Annotated in this window: 21 protein-coding genes and 2 pseudogenes; 9 read left to right on the top strand and 14 right to left on the bottom strand. The window is 69.0% G+C overall.

Annotated elements, in window-relative coordinates; translation table 11 throughout:
* The first annotated feature begins 297 nt into the window (after window positions 1-297).
* Window positions 298-1,032: a GPP34 family phosphoprotein gene (locus tag GAS53_RS32035; protein WP_151481231.1), complete on the top strand. Its 735-nt coding sequence runs from the start codon at window positions 298-300 to the stop codon at window positions 1,030-1,032.
* A gap of 16 nt (window positions 1,033-1,048) precedes the next feature.
* On the opposite strand, the gene GAS53_RS32040 is transcribed toward GAS53_RS32035, so the two are convergent.
* The 5 genes from GAS53_RS32040 to GAS53_RS32060 all read right to left on the bottom strand — a co-directional run bounded on the left by GAS53_RS32040 (window position 1,049) and on the right by GAS53_RS32060 (window position 7,329).
* Window positions 1,049-2,527, bottom strand: a complete 1,479-nt coding sequence (locus tag GAS53_RS32040; RefSeq protein WP_225859214.1) for a hypothetical protein — start codon at window positions 2,525-2,527, stop codon at window positions 1,049-1,051.
* Window positions 2,528-3,132: 605 nt separating this feature from the next.
* Entirely contained in the window at window positions 3,133-3,285 is a 153-nt protein-coding gene (locus GAS53_RS32045; protein ID WP_192583365.1) for a carboxymuconolactone decarboxylase family protein, read from the bottom strand.
* Window positions 3,286-3,517: 232 nt separating this feature from the next.
* Window positions 3,518-4,462 (bottom strand): C45 family autoproteolytic acyltransferase/hydolase, encoded by a 945-nt coding sequence (locus GAS53_RS32050; protein ID WP_151481232.1) that lies wholly within the window; start codon window positions 4,460-4,462, stop codon window positions 3,518-3,520.
* Window positions 4,463-4,639: 177 nt separating this feature from the next.
* Window positions 4,640-5,839: an MFS transporter gene (locus GAS53_RS32055; protein ID WP_151481233.1), complete on the bottom strand. Its 1,200-nt coding sequence runs from the start codon at window positions 5,837-5,839 to the stop codon at window positions 4,640-4,642.
* Between the two features lie 296 nt (window positions 5,840-6,135).
* Window positions 6,136-7,329, bottom strand: coding sequence for an RNA-guided endonuclease InsQ/TnpB family protein (locus GAS53_RS32060; RefSeq protein WP_151481234.1), 1,194 nt, complete (start codon window positions 7,327-7,329; stop codon window positions 6,136-6,138).
* 155 nt (window positions 7,330-7,484) lie between these two features.
* Here GAS53_RS32060 and GAS53_RS32065 point away from each other — a divergent pair, with 155 nt between their 5' ends.
* The 5 genes from GAS53_RS32065 to GAS53_RS32085 all read left to right on the top strand — a co-directional run bounded on the left by GAS53_RS32065 (window position 7,485) and on the right by GAS53_RS32085 (window position 12,184).
* On the top strand, window positions 7,485-8,045 hold the full coding sequence (locus GAS53_RS32065) for a hypothetical protein (protein ID WP_151481235.1): 561 nt from the start codon (window positions 7,485-7,487) through the stop codon (window positions 8,043-8,045).
* Between the two features lie 645 nt (window positions 8,046-8,690).
* Complete coding sequence (locus GAS53_RS32070) at window positions 8,691-9,527, top strand: helix-turn-helix transcriptional regulator (protein WP_151481236.1); 837 nt, start codon at window positions 8,691-8,693, stop codon at window positions 9,525-9,527.
* 247 nt (window positions 9,528-9,774) lie between these two features.
* Window positions 9,775-10,368, top strand: a complete 594-nt coding sequence (locus GAS53_RS32075; protein WP_151481237.1) for a TetR/AcrR family transcriptional regulator — start codon at window positions 9,775-9,777, stop codon at window positions 10,366-10,368.
* A gap of 105 nt (window positions 10,369-10,473) precedes the next feature.
* Window positions 10,474-11,211 carry an NADPH-dependent F420 reductase gene (locus GAS53_RS32080; RefSeq protein WP_151481238.1) on the top strand — a complete coding sequence of 246 codons (738 nt, stop codon included), beginning with the start codon at window positions 10,474-10,476 and terminating at the stop codon, window positions 11,209-11,211.
* 229 nt (window positions 11,212-11,440) lie between these two features.
* The gene (locus GAS53_RS32085) at window positions 11,441-12,184 is read left to right on the top strand and encodes an NADPH-dependent F420 reductase (RefSeq protein WP_151481239.1); all 744 of its coding nucleotides are present in this window, start codon (window positions 11,441-11,443) and stop codon (window positions 12,182-12,184) included.
* A gap of 59 nt (window positions 12,185-12,243) precedes the next feature.
* Here the strand turns inward: GAS53_RS32085 and GAS53_RS58465 are convergent.
* Window positions 12,244-12,483: pseudogene (locus GAS53_RS58465) on the bottom strand (DUF4158 domain-containing protein); the annotation flags it as partial.
* Between the two features lie 435 nt (window positions 12,484-12,918).
* A complete protein-coding gene (locus GAS53_RS32095) occupies window positions 12,919-13,311 on the bottom strand; it encodes a nuclear transport factor 2 family protein (RefSeq protein WP_151481240.1) in 393 nt (130 codons plus the stop codon).
* A gap of 438 nt (window positions 13,312-13,749) precedes the next feature.
* Between GAS53_RS32095 and GAS53_RS32100 the strand changes: the two genes are divergently transcribed.
* Complete coding sequence (locus tag GAS53_RS32100) at window positions 13,750-14,271, top strand: hypothetical protein (RefSeq protein ID WP_225859215.1); 522 nt, start codon at window positions 13,750-13,752, stop codon at window positions 14,269-14,271.
* Here GAS53_RS32100 and GAS53_RS58825 read toward each other — a convergent pair.
* The 6 genes and pseudogenes from GAS53_RS58825 to GAS53_RS58475 all read right to left on the bottom strand — a co-directional run.
* Entirely contained in the window at window positions 14,219-14,407 is a 189-nt protein-coding gene (locus GAS53_RS58825) for a transposase (protein ID WP_225859228.1), read from the bottom strand. The genes GAS53_RS32100 and GAS53_RS58825 overlap by 53 nt on opposite strands.
* Before the next feature lie 29 nt (window positions 14,408-14,436).
* Window positions 14,437-15,123 (bottom strand): IS5 family transposase, encoded by a 687-nt coding sequence (locus tag GAS53_RS32105; protein WP_225859216.1) that lies wholly within the window; start codon window positions 15,121-15,123, stop codon window positions 14,437-14,439.
* Window positions 15,124-15,199: 76 nt separating this feature from the next.
* A complete protein-coding gene (locus GAS53_RS32115) occupies window positions 15,200-15,385 on the bottom strand; it encodes a hypothetical protein (protein WP_151481241.1) in 186 nt (61 codons plus the stop codon).
* A 167-nt stretch (window positions 15,386-15,552) separates the two neighbouring features.
* Window positions 15,553-16,662: a hypothetical protein gene (locus GAS53_RS32120; RefSeq protein ID WP_151481306.1), complete on the bottom strand. Its 1,110-nt coding sequence runs from the start codon at window positions 16,660-16,662 to the stop codon at window positions 15,553-15,555.
* 1,067 nt (window positions 16,663-17,729) lie between these two features.
* Window positions 17,730-18,113: a hypothetical protein gene (locus tag GAS53_RS58470; RefSeq protein WP_225859217.1), complete on the bottom strand. Its 384-nt coding sequence runs from the start codon at window positions 18,111-18,113 to the stop codon at window positions 17,730-17,732.
* 139 nt (window positions 18,114-18,252) lie between these two features.
* Window positions 18,253-18,513: pseudogene (locus tag GAS53_RS58475) on the bottom strand (transposase); the annotation flags it as partial.
* Window positions 18,514-19,272: 759 nt separating this feature from the next.
* On the opposite strand from GAS53_RS58475, the gene GAS53_RS32135 reads away from it, so the two are divergent.
* Complete coding sequence (locus GAS53_RS32135) at window positions 19,273-20,208, top strand: DNA polymerase Y family protein (RefSeq protein WP_151481242.1); 936 nt, start codon at window positions 19,273-19,275, stop codon at window positions 20,206-20,208.
* A 213-nt stretch (window positions 20,209-20,421) separates the two neighbouring features.
* Here the strand turns inward: GAS53_RS32135 and GAS53_RS32140 are convergent, their stop codons facing one another.
* Window positions 20,422-20,754: a hypothetical protein gene (locus tag GAS53_RS32140; protein ID WP_151481243.1), complete on the bottom strand. Its 333-nt coding sequence runs from the start codon at window positions 20,752-20,754 to the stop codon at window positions 20,422-20,424.
* Between GAS53_RS32140 and GAS53_RS58065 the strand changes: the two genes are divergently transcribed.
* Window positions 20,753-21,598 carry an aromatic-ring hydroxylase C-terminal domain-containing protein gene (locus GAS53_RS58065; RefSeq protein ID WP_318723273.1) on the top strand — a complete coding sequence of 282 codons (846 nt, stop codon included), beginning with the start codon at window positions 20,753-20,755 and terminating at the stop codon, window positions 21,596-21,598. The genes GAS53_RS32140 and GAS53_RS58065 overlap by 2 nt on opposite strands.

Below are 21,598 nucleotides of genomic sequence, written 5' to 3' on the forward strand. Positions count from 1 at the left end.
CGTGTGACTTCTGTGTCTTTCTGCGCAACAGCGAGTTCGCCAAGGAGGGCGAGCGTCCGACCACCACACCGCCGACCCCGGTGGCGTACGGCGAGACGTTCGGCGGACCGACCGCGGACACCATGTGGCTGCGGCTGGATCGGCCTGATCTCATTGAACGCGGCGGGAGCCGTCGCCCGGTTCGGCTACCTGCGTACGTACCGCGGCTGACAGGCTGACAGTTGCCCGGCCTGCCCGCCCGGCCGCCCGGCCGCCCGGCCGCCCGGCCGCCCGCCAGAAGAAGGGAAGACGAGTCACATGTCCGTGCCTCCGCCGCGGAACCTGTCCCTGCCCGAGGAGTTCGTCCTGCTCTCACACCTGGCCTCCGGCAAGGTGCACGGCTCCGCTCGGGCGGTGATCGGATGCGCGGCGGCCGAACTCGGCGAACTCGCGCTGCGCCGCAAGCTGCTGGTCCGTTCCCGGAAATCCAGGATGCTCGGCTTCGACGTCTACCGCACGCACGGTGTCGAGATCGAGCTGCTGGACGCCGGCCCTACCGGCCTCGCCTGGGCCGACGAGTTGCTGGCCGAGTTGCAGCAGCACGGTTCCGCTTCCGGACACGGCCGCGTCCGCCTCCCCTGGTGGTTCCGGCGGCACCATCAAGGGTTCTCGCTGCACCGGGCGGCGCTCGCCGAGCGAGGCGTACTGCGCCCCAGGCCCGGCCGGCACACCGGCCTCTTCCGATTCCCCGCGAGGCAACGCCACTACCCCGACCACGTGGTGCGCGACGCGCTCATCGCGGAGGTCCGCGCCGCCGCCGGCGAGCAGAGCCGAATCGACGAACACATGCTGTTCCTGTCCGATCTGGTGGAGACCGTCGGGTTGAGCAAGGACCTGGGTGCCACGATGAGCGTGCGCCGGAGGCTGGATCGCGGTCGTGGTGTCGGTGCGGTGGAGTACCTCCCCGAAGACCTGCGGGACACCAGCTCAGCGCTCGCCGCGCTGGTGCCGACGCGTGACAACGACGCGCGGTACGGCCGCCCCCGGGTCTGACGGGCGGCCGTGGCCGTCAGGTCTTCTGCAGTGCGCGGAACTGGTCGATCCACACACGGTTCCGTCCGGGCAGACCGTCCTCGCCGTCCACCACGGTGTACGGGCAGAACAGGCTGTTGAGGATCCACGGCTGTTTCGTCTCGGTGAAGTCCGTCGTCATGGCGTCGTCCTGGATCACCCCGTAGGTGGCCACCGCGAGCTTTTCGGTGCTGCGGAACTTCTCGACCTGGTCCTGGAGAAAGGTGTTGTTGCTCTTGAACCAGGGGCTCATGGCGAGGAAATCGTCCCACTTCTTCTGGGTGAAGCGCTCATCCTCCTGGGTGGAGGGGTCATCGATGGCTCCCTTGAGCACCTCCCACACCTCTTTCCCCTGCTCCTTCGGGTAATCGTGTGCGAATTCGGCGGAGACCGGGTCCGTCAGGTGGTCCAACCAGAGGTTGACCAGGGAGAATTCGGTGGCAAGGAACTTCTGGTCGGCGCGCAGGCCATCGGGGCCGTCGAGTATGAATGTGAGGTAGTCCTGGCCGTCGCCCGGGACCGCCAGGTGCGGATGGATGTCCACTCCCCTGATGGCCATGGTGTTGCTCACGAAGCGCATCCAGCGCTTCTTGGCACGTGTGATCCTGCTCTCGTCATCGAGGTGGTTGAGCGCACCCATGTAGAGCTCGGTCTTGTCCGCCGAGTTCTCGTCGCGGTAGGCGATGACGCGTTGGGCAAGCTTCTCGTAGAAGACGTTGAGGCGGCTGTTGCGGTCCTCGGGCATGCTTTCGATGAACGGTTCGTTGCCGATCACCAGGATGTCGACCTTGTTCATGACGACCGGCAGTACCTTTTCCAGACGCTCGAACGCGGTCGTCCAGGCATCGCTGCCCGGGGTCGGGATGGGATTCTCTTTGTACTCGAATTTCAGCGACAGGACCGTGCCGTATCCACGTGCACCGGCCTCCAGGAGCATTCCGATCTGCGGGCTCCCGGCGATTTCGTCCGCGGAGGAACCGTCGGCGTCGCGCATGGGGTAGAACCCACGCAGCCAAGTGGCCTCGACATCCTCCAACTGCTCGAACCTCAACTTGCCCGGGTCACCGTTGAAGTTCGCCCCGAGGACCCCGACCGGGGGCGGTGCCGTAACGCGAGCCGCATCCTCGCCCGGCACGGCGTCCTGGCTCAGCCCCGCGTTCTGGCTCTGCCCTGCCTTCTGCCCCGCTTCCGCACTCTGGCCCGGTCCGGCGTTCCTACTCGGTCCGGACACATCGTCCCGGGACCCCGCAGCGCCCAACGCGGCCAGCCCGGCAGCCCCGGACACACCGAGCATCCGCCGGCGGGAGAACACAGGGTGCTTATGGGCTCCGGTCGAGTTCACGCCGAAGTCTTCCCCCATCACAACTCTCCTTTCTTTCGCGTCTCTCGCGCCACAGCTCGTGGCGCTGTGAAACGCATCGTGATCTTCATGGCTGTGGTCGGATTGCCACTGGCAGTGGCCTTGCACGCGCGGCACCGACGCTCAACTCCGCCCGGATCGCGCGGGATTGCCGCTCAGCCGCGCGGGGATGTGGGCGCCGCGCTTCATGTGGCCGAGGACGGCCCGGCCCCGCTGTCAGCCGGGGTCATCTTGAGGCCGGCCTCCGTGGCGGCCCGCTGTCCGCATGCCAAACAGCATGGTGGCCTTCCGTCTTTTTCGTCAATGATCCGGAATAAATAACCGGGTTTCTCGGCCATGCTCTGTCCTCGCCCCGCCGGTCAGCCCAACTGGGCGCGCGGGTAAGGGAGATCGGCGCGGAGAACACCGGCCCGCACCCACACGAGGGCCTGCGGTTCGCCCCGCAAACCCGCTGGTCGGGCCCCAACTGTGCCCGGCCCTTGCCCCGCACGGGAGCACGGACGGCAAGTGTCCTGGCACGCGTGCGACTTGAAAACAATTGAGGGCTGAGAGCTGGTGGATCGGCGTGGGGTGGCCTGGCGTACGGGCCGGGCCGGACGTGAGGCAGTGCCCCGCCAGGGCCCGGCGCTCGCCACGGCAAACAACTCCTGGGCGGCCGGAATCCCACCCGGACGTATCCGAGAGCTGCTGTGCTTCCGCGCCCGCAGCCCCCTTGGCGAGTTTCAGGCCCTGTCGGCTCGTTGTGAGCCGGCCACCATGCGGGTGCTGACGCCGATCCGGTTCCAGGCGTTGATGGTGGCGACCGTCATGACGAGCGCCGCCAGTTGCCGGTCGTCGTAGTGGGCGGCGGCCTCGTTCCACACGTCGTCGGACACGCCTGGAGAGAGCAATTGTCAAGACCTGTGGATTGGTGACCGCGTAGCGAGAGACGCCTTGTCGGGGTGTATCGGGCCGGGCGCTCGTCCGGCCGTTGGAGCGGTGCCGAGCCGCTGCCGGTTCATCGCGCGGCCGTGGCGGGGCCGGCCGGGGGAGGGCCTGTGGGCGGCGGGTGAAATCACGTTCTTGCGAGATCTTCGTGCAGGGGTGAGCGGGGGTCCGGAAAGCCTCTCAGCCGGCCCGGCCCAAGGTCACGGTGCGGGATCCGGGCGTGAAGTCGCCGAAGGACTGTTGCCAGGACGCACCGGGCCAGTAGTACGTCACGCGGCCCTCGACGGGCCGGTAGTGGGCTGTGTAGAGCGTTCTCGACCCCTGCTCGTCGACGGATTGGTACAGCGGCGGCTTCAGCATCGCCGCCACGTCCGCACCCGCGGCGCGAATGGCGCGCAGCCGCTCCTGCGTCCGCAAGGCCCGCTCCTGCCCGTCGGTCACCGGCAGGTGCTGGTGATTGGCGGCGCAGGCATCCGGCGCCACCGTCGGCGACATATCCGGCCCCACGAACACCGTCACCGCCTTCGCGGGATCGACAAGGGTGAGGTTCTGTGGAACGGCGACCGGCAGGGACCGCAGCCTGCCGACCGCCTCATCGACGGTGTCGCACGTCTCCAGCAGGTAGCGCACCACGATGAGAATGGCGAAGCCGCGTCCGTAGACGGAACGTCCGCCCCAGGTGAGCGAGACCGCGAGACCGGCGTTGTTCATGCCGTCCTGCAAGCCCCACAGCATGTCCTGCATCCCGATCACGGGGCGCAGGAAGCAGGAGGAGACGATGGTGCCCTCGCACTGATCGGGCCGTAGGTCATAGTTGCGCAGCAGAGTGCCGTTCGTGCCGATCTGGGTGCAGGCCGGGGAGAACGGCCGCAGTGCCGCGTGGGTGAGAAAGACTTCCGCCTCGGGCCGGTCGAGTTGGCCGGCCAGGCGGTCCAGAACCGGGACCAGTTCCGGCATGTGCGCACGAAACAGCGCCCGAACACGGTCCGCGCCCTGCGGAGTCTGGCCCTCCTCGGTCAACAGGCCCTCCATCTCCTGCCACAGGACCCGGGCGTAGGCGGCCCACCGCCCGTCGCCGCCGTCGCCGACCTCGATCGCCCGGAAGGTCATGTGCCGTTGCCGCACGGCTACCACTCCCCCTGTGAGAATCGGACGAGGTGAGGGCAACCTAGCCAGTTGCGGGGTGAATCACCAGGTGGCCGCCATCGGCGACGGCCAGGCGCTGGATCTGGTTGAAGCCGCTGAACGCGAGCGTGGCCGATTCCAAGCAGGCGATTACGTCCCGCGTTGGAGGAGCCGGAGTCAAGTAGGCGAGCGCCGGCGGGAGCAATTGTCAATCTCCCACCAGGCGGGAACGAGAGCCGTCAGCATCAGGAGCGCGGTCAGGGCGAATGCCCAGGGGTAGCCGGTCAAGCCGGCCACCACGCCGAAACCGACGGCGCCGATGCCCATACCCGCGTCATAGGCGACATTCCACAGGGCGCTCACCGTTGCGTACCCAGAGGCCGGGACCCGGGAGTACATCAGCGTGATGGTTGCGCTCTGGGTGATGCCGAAGCCGACCCCGAACACGGCCGCACCCACGACTACCGCGACGGGGAAGCCCGTGAAGGCAACGACGAGGATACCTGCGGCTGAGGCGACCAGCCCCGGCACGACCAGCCCGGCGGCTCCGCGCCGGTCGGCGCGCCGACCGGTGAACCAGCGGGATGCGGTCGCGGCGGCCGGTTGCACGAAGAGAGCCGCGGCGACCACGCCGGAATTGCCCGGCGCCACGGCCAGTGGCAGAAAGGTGACGACGATCCCCGCGCCCACTGCCGTCACCGCGAACACGGCCGTGGGCCGGCCGAGCGTGCCGGAACGAACCCCGGCGACAATTCCCAGGGGCGGCCCCGACGCCGCTTCCCGGCCGGGCAGGCCCGGGACGGCGGCGATGGAGACCAGGGCAAGAAGTGCCGCTGCTGTGCAGACGGGCCCGTACCCCGTGTGCAATGCCAGCCAGGTCCCGAGCGGCAGGCACACCAGCGACGGCACACCGGCCATGACGCCGATCAGGGCCAGCCCCTCCCCGCGGCGTTCGGGCGGGATCAGCGACGCCGTCAGCGCTCCACCCGCCACCAAGGTGAAAGCGAAGCCGAGCCCCCGGACAAGGCACACCGCCACGATCCACCCCATACTCCGCGACGCGGTCAGGACCAGTGCAGGAGCCCCGAGCAACAACAACCCCGCCCCCAACAACACGCGGTGGCCACAGCGTGCGGCCAGCCATGGGGCCATCAACTCACCGCCCACCGTGGCCAGCATCAACGCACCGGTGACCAGGCCCGCCTGGTCACTGCCCCGGCCCGGCACGCTCTGCGCGTACACCGGGACGACCGACAGCAGCAGGAAGAAGCTCGCCGAGGAGCCGACGACCGTCACAAAGCGCAGTAGCAGCGGACGTGTCACCAGACGCGGCCGCGCCGTGGCAACTCGGTCTTCAGGGTCGAAGGACGAGGCCATGCGATGAACCTAGGGGACGGAGCCGTTCGAAGGCTCCCCGTTTCCATGCCTGTTCAAGGGGCCTGTTCGTCGCTGCAATCTGTCATTGGCGACCGACAACTCCCCTACCTCGTCATCTCCTTCGGCGCGTCTGCGGTAGCAGATGAGAGTGCAGGCACTGCTGGTGAACCGGCTGGCGTCTCGCCTGGAGCGGGTCGGGAACCGTTGCCCCGGATCCTGCGTGATCTCTTGACGTGTTGTTGGCTGGTGATGGGGAGACCCGATTGACTTCTCCCCCTCCTGAGTGAGGGGGATTCTCACGGCTCGCGCTGTGAGGTTTTCTGCTTCGTCGCCGACTGCCCGCCCGGAGAACTCCGTTGAGGTCTTACACCAGCTCCACAGACAGATGCGGTCAGCCCGACCGCCAGAAGGTTCGTCGCCGCGTTCACGTCCCGGTCGTGGGTCGTGCCGCAGGTGCACGTCCAGGTACGGACGTGCAGGGGCATCTTGTCCTGCAGGGTGCCGCAGACGGAGCACAGTTTCGAGGAGGGGAACCATCGGTCGACGGCGATCACCTCGCGCCCGTACCACTGGGCTTTGTACTCCAGCATGCTCCGGAAGTCCGACCAGGCCGCGTCGGAGATGGCGCGGGCCAGGCTCCGGTTTGTGACCATGGTGCGCACGGTCAGGTCCTCGATCACGAGCGTTTGGTTTTCACGCACGAGTCGAGTGGTCAGCTTGTGCAGAGTGTCCCGGCGACGGTCGGTGATGCGGGCGTGGATCTGGGCGACCTTGCGGCGGGCCTTGGCCCGGTTGGCCCCGTTGCCCTTGGCCTTCTTCGCCAGGCGGCGCTGAGCCTTCGCGAGCGCTGCGCGGTCGCGGCGCTCATGTCGTGGGTTGGCGACCTTCTCCCCAGTGGAGAGGGTCAGGAGGTGGTGCAGGCCGACGTCGATACCGACCGCCGCATCCGTGGCCGGGAGCGGCTTCACGGACGGGTCCTCGCACAGCAACGAGGCGAACCAGCGGCCGGCCGCATCCTGGCTGATGGTCACCGTCGAAGGGCTCGCGCCCTTGGGCAGGGGCCGGGACCAGCGGATGTCGAGTGGTTCGCTCATCTTCGCCAGCGTCAGCCGTCCGTCCCGGAACCGGAACGCGCTGGTGGTGTACTCCGCGCTCTTGCGGGACTTCTTCCGGCTCTTGAAGCGGGGGTACTTCGCCCGCTTGCCGAAGAAGTTGGTGAATGCGACTTGCAGGTGCCGCAGCGCCTGCTGGAGCGGCACCGACGACACGTCGTTCAGGTAGGCGAGTTCATCGGTCCTTTTCCAGACCGTCAGCATCGCCGACGTTGCGTTGTAGTTGACCCGCTCCTGTCGCGTCCATGCCTCGGTGCGGGCCTGGAGGGCCATGTTGTAGACCTTGCGTACACACCCGAACGTGCGCGACAGCTCAGCTGCCTGCGTATCCGTCGGATAGAAGCGGTACTTGAACGCCCGCTTCGCGTGAGTGGTCACGACTCACAAACTATCACGTCAGCTTGTGACTTCCTGGCGGACTGTCAGCGGTGGACGCCGAATCGCCCGGGCGGCGATTCGGCTTTTCCTGCCCTGCTCCGCAGGAGTCCGTTTCCTCTCCGCCCTGAACGGCGGCGTATCCACGGAGGCATCCGATGAGAGCTCGGACGATGGTGAGCGTGGCGGTATCGGCCTGTGTGGCGCTGGTGGCGTGCGCGTGCGGTCCGGAGAAATCGACGGAGGACACGGACGCGAAGCCTTCGCAGCCGTCCGCGTCTGCACAGGCCGAAGAGCCGTCGGCCACGCCGTCCGGGTCCGCTCAGACCGAGAAGCCGTCGGCCGAGCCGACCAGCGACCAGCCCGCGCCCAGGACGAAGGAGCGCGCGATCCAACGGTACGAGCAGTACCTCCACGCCCTGGGCCGTGAGGACATCAACACGGTCTGCGAAGTGGCCGGGCCCGCCGCGAAAAAGGCACAGGACCAGGGGTTGGGTCCGTGCACGTCGACGTACTCCGTCGTGTTCCAGATGATCTCGCCCGCGCAGAAGAAGGCCCTGCAAACCGCGACGGTCGACCCGCAGCGCATCACCGTGCGCACACCCGACAAGATCGAGATGCCGGTCGAAGCAGTCAAGGCTTCCGCAACCTTCTCCGAGAGCGACCTCGGCAGCTACACCTTGGAGTACCTCAAGAACGATTGGTACATCACCGACTGAACCCGACGCGCCGTACGCGGAGCCGCCCGCCGGACGGCTCCGCGCGCACGCCACCCGGTGGCCGGTCGACCGGCCACCGCGAGCCTGGTGGTCGCCGATTGTCGTTTCCCGGACAGTCTCCTACCGAGTGAGCCTTCCGCCGAGCCCGTGCACCACACGTGGTGCACCCTTTACGGCCGTCCTGACCGCTTGACTTGGCGACTGCATCGCAGAGGAAGAACGGCAGAGGAGGCAACGCAGAGGCGGAGCGTGACGCTGCGTATTCGAGCCCCCTCGTGGCGAAGTCGACGGCAGTCGGCGCAGAGCGCTTGTGAAGACGGCGCGGTTGGCGGTTGTGTAGTCGTGCTCACGCCTGGACCAGGCGATCCGGGCAGGGATCTGTTCGTTGTCGGCCACGCGTGGCTGAGGTGCGTTGAGGTGCTGACGCCACCAGAGGGCATTGCGGATTTGGCGGTCGAGGATGGCGTCGACGAGGCTGCTGCGTGCTGGCATGTCGAGCCCGTAGTCGTCGGCGAGGGCCCGTACCTGGGTTGCCTGTTCCTCGGCGGGTGGGGCTTGTGGCTTGGAGGAGATGCACCAGGTCCAGGCTCAGCCATGGATCGGCGGTCTCTGGATAGCCGGGCGGGATGCGGCGAGGATGGGCGCATGGACAACAAGGAACTGGCGGAATTCCTGCGCCACCGGCGTGAGACGCTGCGGCCCCGCGACGTCGGGCTGGCCGAGGGGCCGCGCAGGCGTACGGAGGGGCTGCGCCGCGAGGAGGTCGCGCAGCTCGCCGGCATGTCCACCGACTACTACGCCCGGCTGGAACAGCAGCGCGCTCCGCAGCCCTCCGTCCAGATCACCACGGCTCTCGCCCGGGCACTGCGGCTGACCCTGGACGAACGCGACCACCTCTTCGTCCTCATCGGCCACAACGCCCCGGCCCGCTTCCACCGCTCCGAACATGTCAGCCCGACGCTGCTACGGGTCCTGGACCGCCTGGACGACTCCCCGGCCCTGGTAACGACCGACCTGGTCGACACCCTCGCGATGAACCCGTTGGCCGTCGCGCTGCTCGGCGACCAGACCCGCCACACCGGTCTGGCCCGCAGCGGCTACTACCGCTGGTTCATGGACCCGGCCGAACGTCTGGTGTATCCCGAGGAGACCCACGAAAGCCACGGCCGCGCCCAGGCAGCACGCCTGCGGGCCGCGCTGACAGCCGGCAGCGACACCCCCCGAGCCGCCCAGATCCTCGCCGAACTCCAGGAACACAGCCCCGAGTTCGTCCGCATGTGGGAACTTCAGGAGGTCGCCCGCTATGGCGACTGCAAGACCATCCTCCATCCCGAACTCGGCCGCATCGACGTCGACGCCCAGGTCCTGTACACCGAGAACCGCGCCCAGACTCTGGTAGTGCTGACCACTCGCCCCGGCACGGAGAGCCACAGCAAACTCGAACTGCTCTCCGTCATCGGACACCAGCAGCTCACCCCCTGACGTCCTGGACCGGGGATCGGGCCGGGCTCGGCGCGGGAGGGGCCGGACAAGGGCACCGTGGAATGGTGCAGCCCGCACGGCTTTTGCCCTGCGCTCTACGGCCAAATATGTCGGCCCCCTGCGATGTCCGGGCTCCGCGCTCAGGCCGCCCATTTGACCGGATGCCGCCTCCGTTTTACTCTCGCATACATACGGAGGCAGCATCCGTTTTGATGCGGCCGCGCGATCACGGCAGGCAGGAGGGCGCATGAGCGCCGGCGAACAGCGAGGACGCAAGCCCCGGGCGGACGTCCAGCGCAATCGCACGGCTCTCCTGGAGACCGCGCAGCGTCACTTCCTGCAGCACGGGGTCGGCACCTCCCTTGAGGCGGTGGCCAAGGAGGCGGGCGTCGGGCCCGGCACCCTGTACCGGCACTTCCCCACCCGGGAGGCGCTGCTGGCGGCTGTGCTGCAGACGCGCTCCGAGGAGCTGGTGGCCCGCCAGGCGGACATCGAGCAGCTCGGCGACCCCGCCGAGGCGCTGGAGCAGTGGCTGCGGGCGATGGAGGAGTACTTCAGCGCCTTCAGCGGGCTGCCGGACCCGCTCATGGCCGCGGCCCGGGCGCAGGAGCCGGACAACCCGCTCACGATTCCCTGCGGCATCCTCATCTCCGCCACCGATCAGTACGTGCGAGCCGCGCAGCTCGCGGGGCGCGTGCGCGCGTCGGTACGGGGGCACGACCTGTTCCTCGCGGCCTGTTCCGTTGCCTGGATCAAGGGCACCGGTACCGAGGAGGAGTCGCTCGACCGGCTCCGCACGCTCATCGCGAGCGGCTACCGCGAGCGGGACACCCAGGCGTAAACCGCCAGGCACCCCTCCCCGCCCCCGCAACGCCAGGTGGCACCACCACACGGCCATCACATCGCGCTGCCCTCAGGCGCGGCACAACCTCTTAAGGAACAAATCATGAAACTTACTGTCATAGGCGCCGGTGCCATCGGCGGGAACCTTGCCGCCAAGCTCAGCGCGGCGGGTCACGACGTGCAGGTGGCCGACGCCCGCGGCCCCGAGGCCGTCCGGGCGGAGGTGCTGGAGTCCGGGGCCCGCGCGGTGGACCTTGCCGACGCCGTCCAGGGCCGGGACGTCATCGTCCTGTCGATCCCGTTCGGGGTGGCGGACCAGCTGGCGGACCTGTTCGCGTCGGTGCCCGACGAGACGGTGGTCATCGACACCTCGAACTACTACCCCGGCATGCTCAGCGAGCCGATCGAGGCGGTGGACAACGGCCAGGTGGAGAGCGTGCACACCGCCGAGCTGCTCGGCCGCCCCGTGGTCAAGGCGTGGAACGCCGCGCTGGCCGAAACCCAGCGGACCAAGGGCGTCCCGGCCGGAACGCCCGGCCGCCTCGCCATCCCCGTCGCCGGCGACTCCGAGGAGGCGCGGAAGGTGGCCATGAGCCTGGTGGACGACACCGGCTTCGACCCCTACGACGCCGGCACACTGGCCGACTCCTGGCGCCAGCAGCCCAACGGCCCCGCCTACTGCACCGAACTGACCCTCGACGAACTGCCGGCGGCCCTGGCCGCGGCCGACCGCGTCAAGGACGCGGCCATCCGCGACAGCCTCCCGGAACGCTTCGCCGCCCTCGGTGCCAATCCCACCGTCGACGACGTCGTCGAGATGAACCGCGCCGCCCACCGCTGAGTCACCCGACGCGGCTCTCGTGCACGCAACGGCACGAGAGCGACAGCGCCGGCACGCCACGAGCACACACGACGAACACGAAGACCGGCGCTCACTTCGGCAAGGCCGCCATCACCCACCCACACCACCGCGTCCGCGGTCCGCCGCAGCCCCGGTCGCGCCGCAGGGACCCAGCCCCGGAACCCCGGTCACCGACACCGGGGCTCCGCTCCGGACAAGGAGTTTCACCATGAAGATCGGCATTCTCGGCACCGGGAACATCGGCAAGACGCTGACCAGGCGGTTGAGCGCGGCCGGGCACGAGGTAAAGGCGGCCAATTCGCGCGGCCCGGAGACGATCGAGGCGGACGTGCTGTCCTCGGGCGGACGCGCGGTGACCACGGCGGAAGCCGTAGTGGACGTCGACGCCGTGATCCTCTCCATTCCCTTCGACCGCATTCCGCAGGTCGCACCACTGATCGCCAAGGTGCCGGCTGACACGGTTGTCATTGACACGTCGAACTACTTCCCGCATCGGGACAACGGAATCGCGGCGATCGAGGCCGGCCAGGCCGAGAGCGTGTGGGCTGCCAAGCAGCTGGGCCGGCCCATCGCCAAGGCGTGGAACTCGATCGGAGCCGAGTCGTTCGCGCACAGGAACAAGCCGGCGGGAAGTGCGGACCGCATCTCGCTCCCCGTCGCGGCCGACAGCCCGCGAGAGCGTGACCTGGCAATGGCACTCGTTGAGGACACCGGGTTCGACGCCTTCGATGCGGGGCCGCTCGCGGAATCGTGGCGGCAGCAGCCCGGCACACCCGCCTACTGCACGGATCTCACCCGTCATGAGCTGCCGGACGCACTGGCGACGGCCGACGCGGCGCGATCACCGAAGCGGCGCGACCTCGGGCTCGCCGTGGTCCAGGAACGCTTCGGGGCCGGCGTGCAACCAGACGCGGAATACCTTGTCCGCCTGAACCGCGCAATTTCCATGTGAGGAGGGACGGGGGCTGACGCGGTGCCCCGTGAGAGTCCCTCGTGTCTCGCCCCCGTCTCCAGCTGCTCCGCGACGAACGCCGCCACCCCCGGCGGCACGTCGGCCGGCGCCGACAAGAAGGTGCCCAGCATCTGGGCGGTGCCCCACTGCACCGCCCAGCCCAGCCTGTTATGAGACCGGCGCTTGGCCCGGGGCCTGTTCCAAGGCCACCACGTCCAGCTAGAAAACCCCTCCAGCTCCTGAACGGATGGCTCGCCGGCGAACCGCGCGTACCGGCCTTCTGCTCTCCTGAAATTCAGTCAACTGCCACAGGTGGTGACGCTAGGCAACAGGCACCTCACTGGAAGAACAACCCAGACCTCCGCGCGGACTACCGCTGGCACCGGCCCAACATCGAACGCGTCGTCTCCCAGGTCGCCAGCCGAGGCGGACGCCGCCTCAAACTGCGCTACCGCGGCACAGACCGCAACAACGCCTGGCTCAAACGCCGCACCGCCGCCCTCAACCTGCGCAACCTCATCAACCGTGGCTTGGACTACGCCGCCCGATGGACCCTCACCACCGCCTGAGGGCCCGAGGCGCCACACACCCCCGCATGCGGGGGGCCAGCCCCACAGCAGGCCCTTCAGGCACCCCACCACGCCCACAACCCGCCACCCCAACCAATCCCGGCCGCCGGACACCCCGCCGACGGCCTCAAGCCCAGCCCCGGAAACGGCGATATCAGCGGCCTCCTAGAAGCGATGTGGCCACGTGAGATGGATGACCCGCCGGGAAATGCGCCAGCCGTCATCGGTGCGTCGCAGGTCGTCGGCGTAGACGACGCTGGCGACACCGCCGCCCTCCAGCAGGCTCAGACCTTTGGATCGGGCCCGCACCTCGTCGCCCGGGCCTTCCGACACGACGATGTTCGTCGTGTGGTGGGCTTTCGCGTGTCCGGGGACGTTCAGGATGGTCGCGATCGCGTCCAGCCCGACGACCGGGTCGAAGCCGAAGACGCTGCCGTCCCACATCGCGTCTTCGGTGAGGCATTCACCGAGACGGTCCAGTTCCTGGTCGTCCATGATGTGCGCCCACAGCGCCAGGGCCCTGCTGATTTCGACGATGTCTTCATTCGTGGGTGTCACGTTCGGCTCTCCATTTTGTGCGTTGCTGGATCAGGCCTTGGCGCCGCTCAGCATGGCCAGCACCTGGTCGTAGGCGCGCCGTTGGCCTCAGCCGATCCTCTCCTTCGCCGCAGGGGCCGGGCGCGCCCGGCAGTCTCGACTATGGGGGTGTATCGGCAGGGGCGGGAGAGGATCACATATCCATGGACCGACGATCCTCCCCAGCCGGCCACCATGGAGATCGTGCACAAGAAGGAGCTGCGGACCCTAGCGGGAGTGTCCTGGCTAGCTCGATTTCGCGGACGTTTTCCCAAGCCAGAGCCTCGACGGACGTATGACCTAAGAAGCCGTATCTGAACCGAACCTGATCGCTTGATTTCCGCTGGTCAGGCATGGTCTAGCTCGGGATGAGGGAGGCATGCGACGTCTTGTTTCGGCTCCGTGATCGAGGGGTGCGCGATGGCGTCGGTGTTGGGAATGCTGGAGGAGCGGGAGACAGCGGCCCGGGTGCGGGTGGAAGGGCTGCGGGAGGAAGTCGCGCGGCTGGCCGGGGTGTTGGAGGCCGCGGAGATCGAGCTGGACCGGCGGGTGATCGCGCGGGAGGAGCTGGTCGAGGCCCTGGCGGCCTCGGCTGCCGATACCACCGCCGTGACCGAGGCGGAGGCAGAAACCGTGCCCGCGCCGGTGCCGGGCTCGATCGTGCCGCCTTGGCGCGAAGGACTGCCGGTGACTGTGCTGGCGCCGGACTACCAGCGGATTCTGGGCGTGCTCGACGGACGGCGGCCCGCGGGTCAAGGACCGCTGAAGGCCAGGGAGATCACGGTTCAGCTGGGCTTGGAGACAACGTCGGCGAAGGTCGAGGGGGTGCGCTCGAAAGCCCGGCGTCTGGCGGAGCGCGGGTGGCTCCTGCAGGAGACCTCGGGGGCATTCAGCGTCGGCCGACGGCCCGTGGCCGTGCCAGACGCCGGCCCATCCGCGTGACCATCGACCACCGGATCATCGCCTCGCTGCTGGTTGGCAACGTCTCATAGTCCCGGGCCAGTCGGCGCGAATGCATCAGCCACGCGAACGTGCGCTCCACCACCCACCGCCTGGGCAGTACCGCGAACCCCTCCATGTCGTCGGTGCGTTTGACGATCTCCAAGGTCAGTGCGAGTTTTGACGGCACCAGTCGACGAGGGAGCCGGTGTACCCGCCGTCGGCCCAGACGAAGGTGATGTCGCGGTGCAGGCGGCGCAGCCGCATCAGCAGGCTTGCGGCGGCGTCCCGGTCGCCGATGTTCGCGGCTGTGACCGCGACGACCAGGAGCAGACCGAGGCAGTCGGTCACGATATGCCGCTTGCGGCCGCCAACTTTCTTCCCGCCGTCGTAGCCGCGTGAGGCGGCCGACACCGAGGCCGCGGCCTTCACCGACTGTACGTCGATGATCCCGGCCGTCGGCTCCGGCTCACGGCCCTCCCGCTCACGCACCCGTCCGCGCAGCCGGTCGTGGCACTCTGTCATCAGCCCGTGCTCGCGCCAGCGGCGGAAGAAGGCGTAGACCCGGCCCCAGCCGGGAAAGTCCGCGGGCATCGCCCGCCAGGAGATCCCGCCCGCGACCAGGTAGCGGATCGCGTCCAGCAGCTGGCGGTGGCAATAGCCCTCGGGCTGCCCGCCTCTGCCCTGGAGCCAGGCCGGCACCGGCAGCAAAGGCCGCACAACCGCCCACTCCGCGTCCGACATGTCGGAGGGATACCGGCGTTCCCGGTCCGGATGGTCGGCCGCGTTGCCGTACACATGCGCGAGGCAGTCACACGATGGAGCAGCCGAGTTGGACTGGACGGGTCCGGACACGTACAACAACGACACTAGGGCCTCCCGGCGCTGCTCGGTTAGATTCGCATCCCCGAGCTACCGAGAAGCCCTGTCTTCATGCGCGCACAACAGGAAGATCACCCCGGCGGGAAACAGTGTTCATGGTGGGCGGCCTGGTGGTCATCGTCCTCATCAACTCCTGGTGGTCCAGCAGGTGCGACTCGTCGATCACGACCGCGGTGCGTCCGCGCTCGTCGACCTCCGCGGCCAGCGGCGGACGCCTGAACTGACGGGCATTCACCTCGCGCGGTTCCTACTGGACCCGTGCGAGGTACCGGTGGAGGTCACGGATTACCTGGCGGGTCGGCTGGAGATCGCCGACGCCGGAGCATCACCTGCTGGAACTGGAGCTGGCGGCCGCCGCCGAAGTCCGACAGACGGCGGCGCAGCCGCTGACTGGGGAACGGCTCACTGGATCAGCTCGATGTGCGGATGGTCCGGGGATACCGGGCAGACGTGCAGCTGCAGATCGTAGCCTCGGGCGAGGTCGAGCATGGTCGGGTTGTGCGGTTCGGGATGGGTGGTGGATGACAGAGAGCGGGCTCGGTCCTCGTCGGGAATCCAGTCGGGATAGTTGGAGTTCCATTCGCCCGAGGCGATGGTCAGCAGCGGATCCATCTCGGTGCCGCATGAGGGGCAGAGCCGGGGTAGGGGATCGGTGAGGCCCCAACGGGTCCATCCACCGACCTTCCAGCCGGGAGCGACGGACATCCTGCCCGTGTAGAGCTCGTTGTAGAAATCCTTCGAGTAGGGCGTGTCAGAGCTGTCCAGCGGGTACGGCGTGTTGTCAAAGCTGTCCAGAGCGGCGCCGGCCGTCTGCCACCTGCGCCAGTCCTCCAGCTGCCGCTGGAGCTCCTTGCCCAGTTCCATGATGTTGGGGTATTCGGTGATCTGCTCCGGCGCGAGCAGGCACGGCTCCGGCAGGTAGCCGGGGAACTGGATCGCGGGCGGCTCGGGGGGTGTGTCGAGGATGTCGGTGACTGTGGCGGCGGACCGCCAGAACAGCGCCGTCTCGGGCTGCGCGGGGTGGTCGAAGGGGCACCACAGCACTTGGAGCAGATCTGCCTCGGCCTGCTTGGGCGGGCGCAGCAAGGGGACGTCGCGTACGTACAACTGGGCCACGGGCAGCATGACGATCGGGCCCTCGGGCCACGGGCGGCCGGCCTTGATCCGCTCCTCGATCGCCAGCTCCTCGGGCGTGTACCGGGTCCCCGGGGGATCGCCGCCCGGCCGGTTCGCCACCGCTGCCCGGATGCGTCGCCGCTGCCGCACGTCCTCGGGCGAGAGGATCTCGTTCCACCCGTCCCACTCGTGCGGTCCCTCGCAGTGCGGCCACGGCTCGTCGGCGGGCCACAGCAGCGGCCCGCCGACGGAGCTGTCGTACGGCGTGGGCGACCCGGGGCGGGGATGCAGCCGGGTCGCCGTGCGTGCCAGCGGGGCCAGTTGCGGGGCGACCGCGGTGACGTCGACCAGCCGCGGCGGCGTGGTACGGATACGGAGTGCGGCGGCAATGCTCATTGCCCGCTCGGCGCACACCGACCGGATCTCGTCCAGCAGCTCGGGGTAGTGCTCGCCGTACGTGTTCAGCGCATGCCACACCGCGTCCAGTGCTGCTATGAGCGGGGCGGGCTTGGCGACGGCGAGCACGGCGGGAAGAGCGAAGTGCGGCTGTGAGATCCGTCCCGGGGTGCGCGGCGTAACGGCAAGGGGCACCACGACGACCTTGCGCCCTGTGTCCGCGAACGGCGGCGAGACGTACGGCGGCCACTCCGGAGGTATCGCTTCGAGCACCGTCCTGTCCGGTACACGAGGGTCGGAGCGCAGGGCCTCCCACATCCGGGCCGGGTCGTCGAACGGCGGCGGCAGAGGGCGTCCCTCTGCCGACTCCGAGAGCGCCTGGGCGACCCACGGCACATCGGTCAGGCCCGCAGCCTCGCAGGCCCGCCGCGCGGCCAGCAATGCCACTGCACGCTGGACCTCGGGACCCACGACATCGAGGGCGTGCACCAGGTCGCTGTCGAAGCGGAGCAGACCGAGGACGTTGCTCTCGCGGGCACCGCGCAGCCTCTCGCTCGGCAGCCGCCCGCCCCACTCCCACTCCTCGTGGTGCAGGCGGCGCCCCTCGGCGGCTTGTTCGGCCCGCTCCTCGGCCGCCCGTTGGAACACCTGGCGAGTCAGGCGTTCGGCCTCGGCGAGCTGCTCGGGCGTACGCGCCGTCTGGCGCACGTTCCAGTGCAGGTCCCCGGCCATCCGCGAGGTGTGGCGGATCACCTCGTCCGGGCGGGGTGGGGCAGGCCAGAACTGCAGGAGGTAGCTGTCCGCCCGGGACTCCCCAGCCACTCTGGTGGAGAGTTCCCGTCCCTCGTCCATCCCCCGGGCGCAGTACCGGACCCGGTAGTCGGTTCGAGCGAGACCCAGGTCCCACGCGGCCTCGCCGTCCCCCTGCACCAAACTTGTGCGTTCCGACTCGGGGCGGAAGGACACCTCCACCACGTCATCCCAGACCGGGTCCAGCACAGGGGCTGCGTCGTGGACTTCCACGACAAAGCCGACGTCGCCCGCGTACAGCCCGGTGGACAGGACGATCACACCTGGGACCGCAGCCCCGCACAACCCCCCGATCTGGTACGCGCGCGCCTTGGCGAGGTCAGGTCTGGCGCTGTCCGGATCGCTCTCGACGTAGATCTGACGATCGTGAACACGCACCTCGCCTGCGACCGGCCTACGCACAGCACTCCCCTCGTCGAGGACGGCCTCAAAGCCCCTGTCGGGCAGGCCGTCACGTGCCCCGCATCATGCCGCAGGCCACTGACAACACGGCCGACGACGCCGCGAGGCCGACGGTGACATCGATGATGCGGCCACTGACGCAAGAGGGTGTCGGTCACGATGTGCCGTTTGCGGCCCGGCACCTTCTTGCCGCCGTCGTAACCGCGTGAGGCTGCCGACACCGTCGCGGCGGCCCGCACCGACTGCGCGTCGATGCCCCCGCCGTGGGCCCTGCCTCGCGGCCCTCCCGTTCACGGACTTCCCGCGCAGCCGGTCGTGGAAGTCTGTGATCAGCCCGCGCTCGCGCCAGCGGCGGAAGAAGGCGCGGACCCGCCCCCAGCCGGGAAAGTCCGAGGGCATCGCCCGCCACGAGATCCCGCCCGTGACCAGGTGACGGATCACGTCCAGCAGCTGCCGGTGACAGTGACCCTCGGGCGATCCGCCCCTCCCCCAAAGCCAGGCCGGCACCGGCAGCAGAGGCCGGACGGCCGCCCATTCCGCGTCCGACATTGTCGGAGGGATACCGGCGTTCCCGGTCCCGGTGGCCGACCGCGTTGCCGTACGCGTGCGCGAGGTGATCACACGATCGTGCAGCCGCATTGGACGGGAGGAGTTCGGAGGCGCACAACAACGACATCAGGGCCTCCCGGCACTGCTCGGTTGGATTCACATCCTCGAGCTACCGAGAGGCCCCGTCTTCATACGCGTACGACGGGAAGATCACCCCGGCGAAAAACCTGTTCGACCCACACGTTCCATGATCGGTTCAGATACGGCTTCTAATAGTCGCTCTGGATCTGGCCCTGAAGCGATCATCGGGGCGCCAGGTCGGTCGATTGCAGGGCCGGGACCTGGCAGAACTTCAGAGGGCTACGACCGACGACTTAAACACTGCGGCAGCCGGTCGGAGAACTCCAGCAACGCCATGGCCAGTCCCCTTGCTCTGGACGTGACCCTCCACCCAAGACCCGCTGATCTACGCCGCCCGGGCACGCGTGTCACCCACTCAGGTGATGGTGCAACACCTGGGCACCAACTACCCTTCCGGTTGCGCTGTTGAGCTGCACTTTTGCGATCCTCGGCCGGCGCACCACTCTCCGCCCCCTAGAGAAGGCACCGGGATGCTCGCGGCTTGGCTGAGCTGGTTCAGTTGCGCGCTCTCGCTCACTTCGGCCTGCGCAGTTCGGCGGGTTGCGCGCCCAACCGAAGCCGACAGGTTCGCGGATTCCTGAAGGCCCAAGACCGTGAACTGGCTGGCCACCCGGGGCCGAGACGGCGATCGTACGGCCGGTTGAAGCGGCAAGGGCTCGTAGAGGCTGCGTTCGGGAGGGTGTGGTGAGGGAGGCGGTCTTCCTCCACGTGAGGCTTCGTCAGGGTGAAGGGCTCGCGGAGCTCCTGGAGGTGATCGAGCGGTTCACCCCGCTCGCCCAGTCGTTGGCGCCGTCGGCGGCCGTTGCCCAGGTGGGCGGCGCTCTGCGGCTGTTCGGCGTCGGCCCGGTCGGTCTGGCGCAGCGGCTGCGGCTTCAGGCGGCTGCTCTGTACGGCCTGGGCACGGTCGTGGGGATCGGTCCGTCCTGGAGCGTTGCGGCCATGGCGTCCTCGCGTACGGGGTCGGGCGGCGTCCTTCACGTGCCGGCGTCCGACACCGCGGATTTCCTCGGGCCGCTTCCAATCGGCGAGTTGTACGGGATCCGGCGGGCGCAGGCCACGGCGCTCCGTTCCCTGAGGGTCTTGACGATCGGGCAGTTGGCCGTGCTGCCCGGTGCCACGGTGCTGCGGATCTTGGGACGGCCGGGCCGCGCGCTGCAGGAGCGCGCGCTGGGAGTGGACCATCGGATGGTCGTGCCGGGCCGTGCGGCGGAGACGGTCAGCGTCCGGGCCGACTTCGCCGTGGATGTCCTGGACGGCTTCGAGGTCCGCTCTGCGGCTCTGCGGCTGGCCGCGGAGCTCGGGGCCCGGCTGCGGGCGGGTGAGCGGGCGGCGCGTTCGATCACGGTGGTGATGCGGATGGCTGACCGGACGGAGGTGTCGAAGGCCCGTACGCTGGCTGCTCCTTCGGCGCACACGGACGATCTTCGCCGTGCTGTGTACGGCGTCCTGGACGGCTTCGGCTTGCAACGCGCCCGGATACGGCGCCTCACGCTGGTCGCGGAGGCCGTGGACGGAGGGCTCGCCCACACGCAGTTGACACTGGACGGCGCCCGCGAGGCGCGGCTGCGGGTTGAGCCGGTCATCGACCGGCTCAACGACCGTTACGAACCCGGGACGGTGGGCCCTGCGGCAGCTCTCGCATGAGGCGACTCCCTCCGCTGTCCGGTGTTTCGCGCGTTGCACGTCTGGGACTTCGTTGCAGGCGGGTGCAGAGGTCACGGGCCTGCTCGTCCTGGCGGCAGCCGACGTCGGCTGCCAGGGCGGGGACCGGCCGGCCGGGAACTGTGGGGCAGGCCCGTCGCGCGAGGGCCGTGGTCCGGCGGAGGTACCGCGACGACGGGCCGACGGTGCCGTGGGTCAGTTCTCGGGTTTCCAGGTGATTTTCACCTTGCCATTGGCGCCGTGGAACGCCCTGCCGAAGGTACCGCCGAGGCCGTCGGCGCCGCCCAGCTCGCTGGGACCGCCGAGGCCGGGAACAGCCGAGCTGCCGCTGCCGCCCTGCCCGCCGGATTCGGGCGACTCGTCCACGTTGCACGCGTCGTCACTGGTGCTCGCGCCGCCGCCGGCACCGACGCGACCGTCACCGGTCGGATGGCAGTTGTCGACATGGTGGACCAGGAGAAGCCGCGGCCAGGATTTCACTACACGCCGCACGGCGTGTACGTGCACGGGCTCGGGGGTGAGCCGCATGTCCACAGTGGAGTTCGACGGCCCGCCGCGGCAGGTCGAGCCGCTCACCGTCGAGGAGCTGCAGGACAGAATCCGGCGGGTGAGCGGCACCGATGTCACGATCACCACGATGTTGTCCGGGACCCGCTGGATCGACACCGCGCGGCAGGCGACCACGTACCGGGCCGGCCGGGTCCTGCTGGCCGGGGACGCGGCCCCCCGTGTACGCGCCGGTCGGCGGCCAGGGCCTCAACGTCGGTATCGTCGACGCGGCGAACCTCGGCTGGAAGCTCGCGGCCGTGGTATGCGGCTGGGCGGCGAGGACATCCTCGACACGTACACCACCGAACGGCATCCGGTCGCGGCGCGCCTGCTGCAGAACACCCGGGCCCAGATCGCCCTGATGCGACCCGACCCGCAGACGAGCGCGCTGTGGGAGATGTTCTCCGACCTGATGGACCTCGACGACGCCCACCGGTACGTCGCCGACATGCTCGCCGGCATGGACGTCCGGTACGACCTGGGCGACGACCACCGGCTCGTCGGCACCCTGTGCCCGGACATGAAGTTGACGCTGGAGCGGCCCGACCCGGACGTCGTCACCGCGGTGACCCGGTCGGCGGACCTGCTGCGTGAGGGTCGTGGGCTCCTGCTCGACCTCGTCGACCGCGCGGAGGCCCGCGACGCCGCGGCCGCGTGGACCGGACGGGTCAACACCGTCACCGCCCGCACGGACCGGGTGGACGTCGACGCGTTGCTCATCCGGCCCGACGGCTGTGTCGCCTGGGCCTTGCCCACCGGGCAGGACCTCGACGCCACCACGCTGGTGCGTGCGCTGGGCACATGGTTCGGCCAACAGGCCTGA

Source organism: Streptomyces albicerus, assembly GCF_008905045.1.
GTDB lineage: Bacteria > Actinomycetota > Actinomycetes > Streptomycetales > Streptomycetaceae > Streptomyces > Streptomyces albicerus.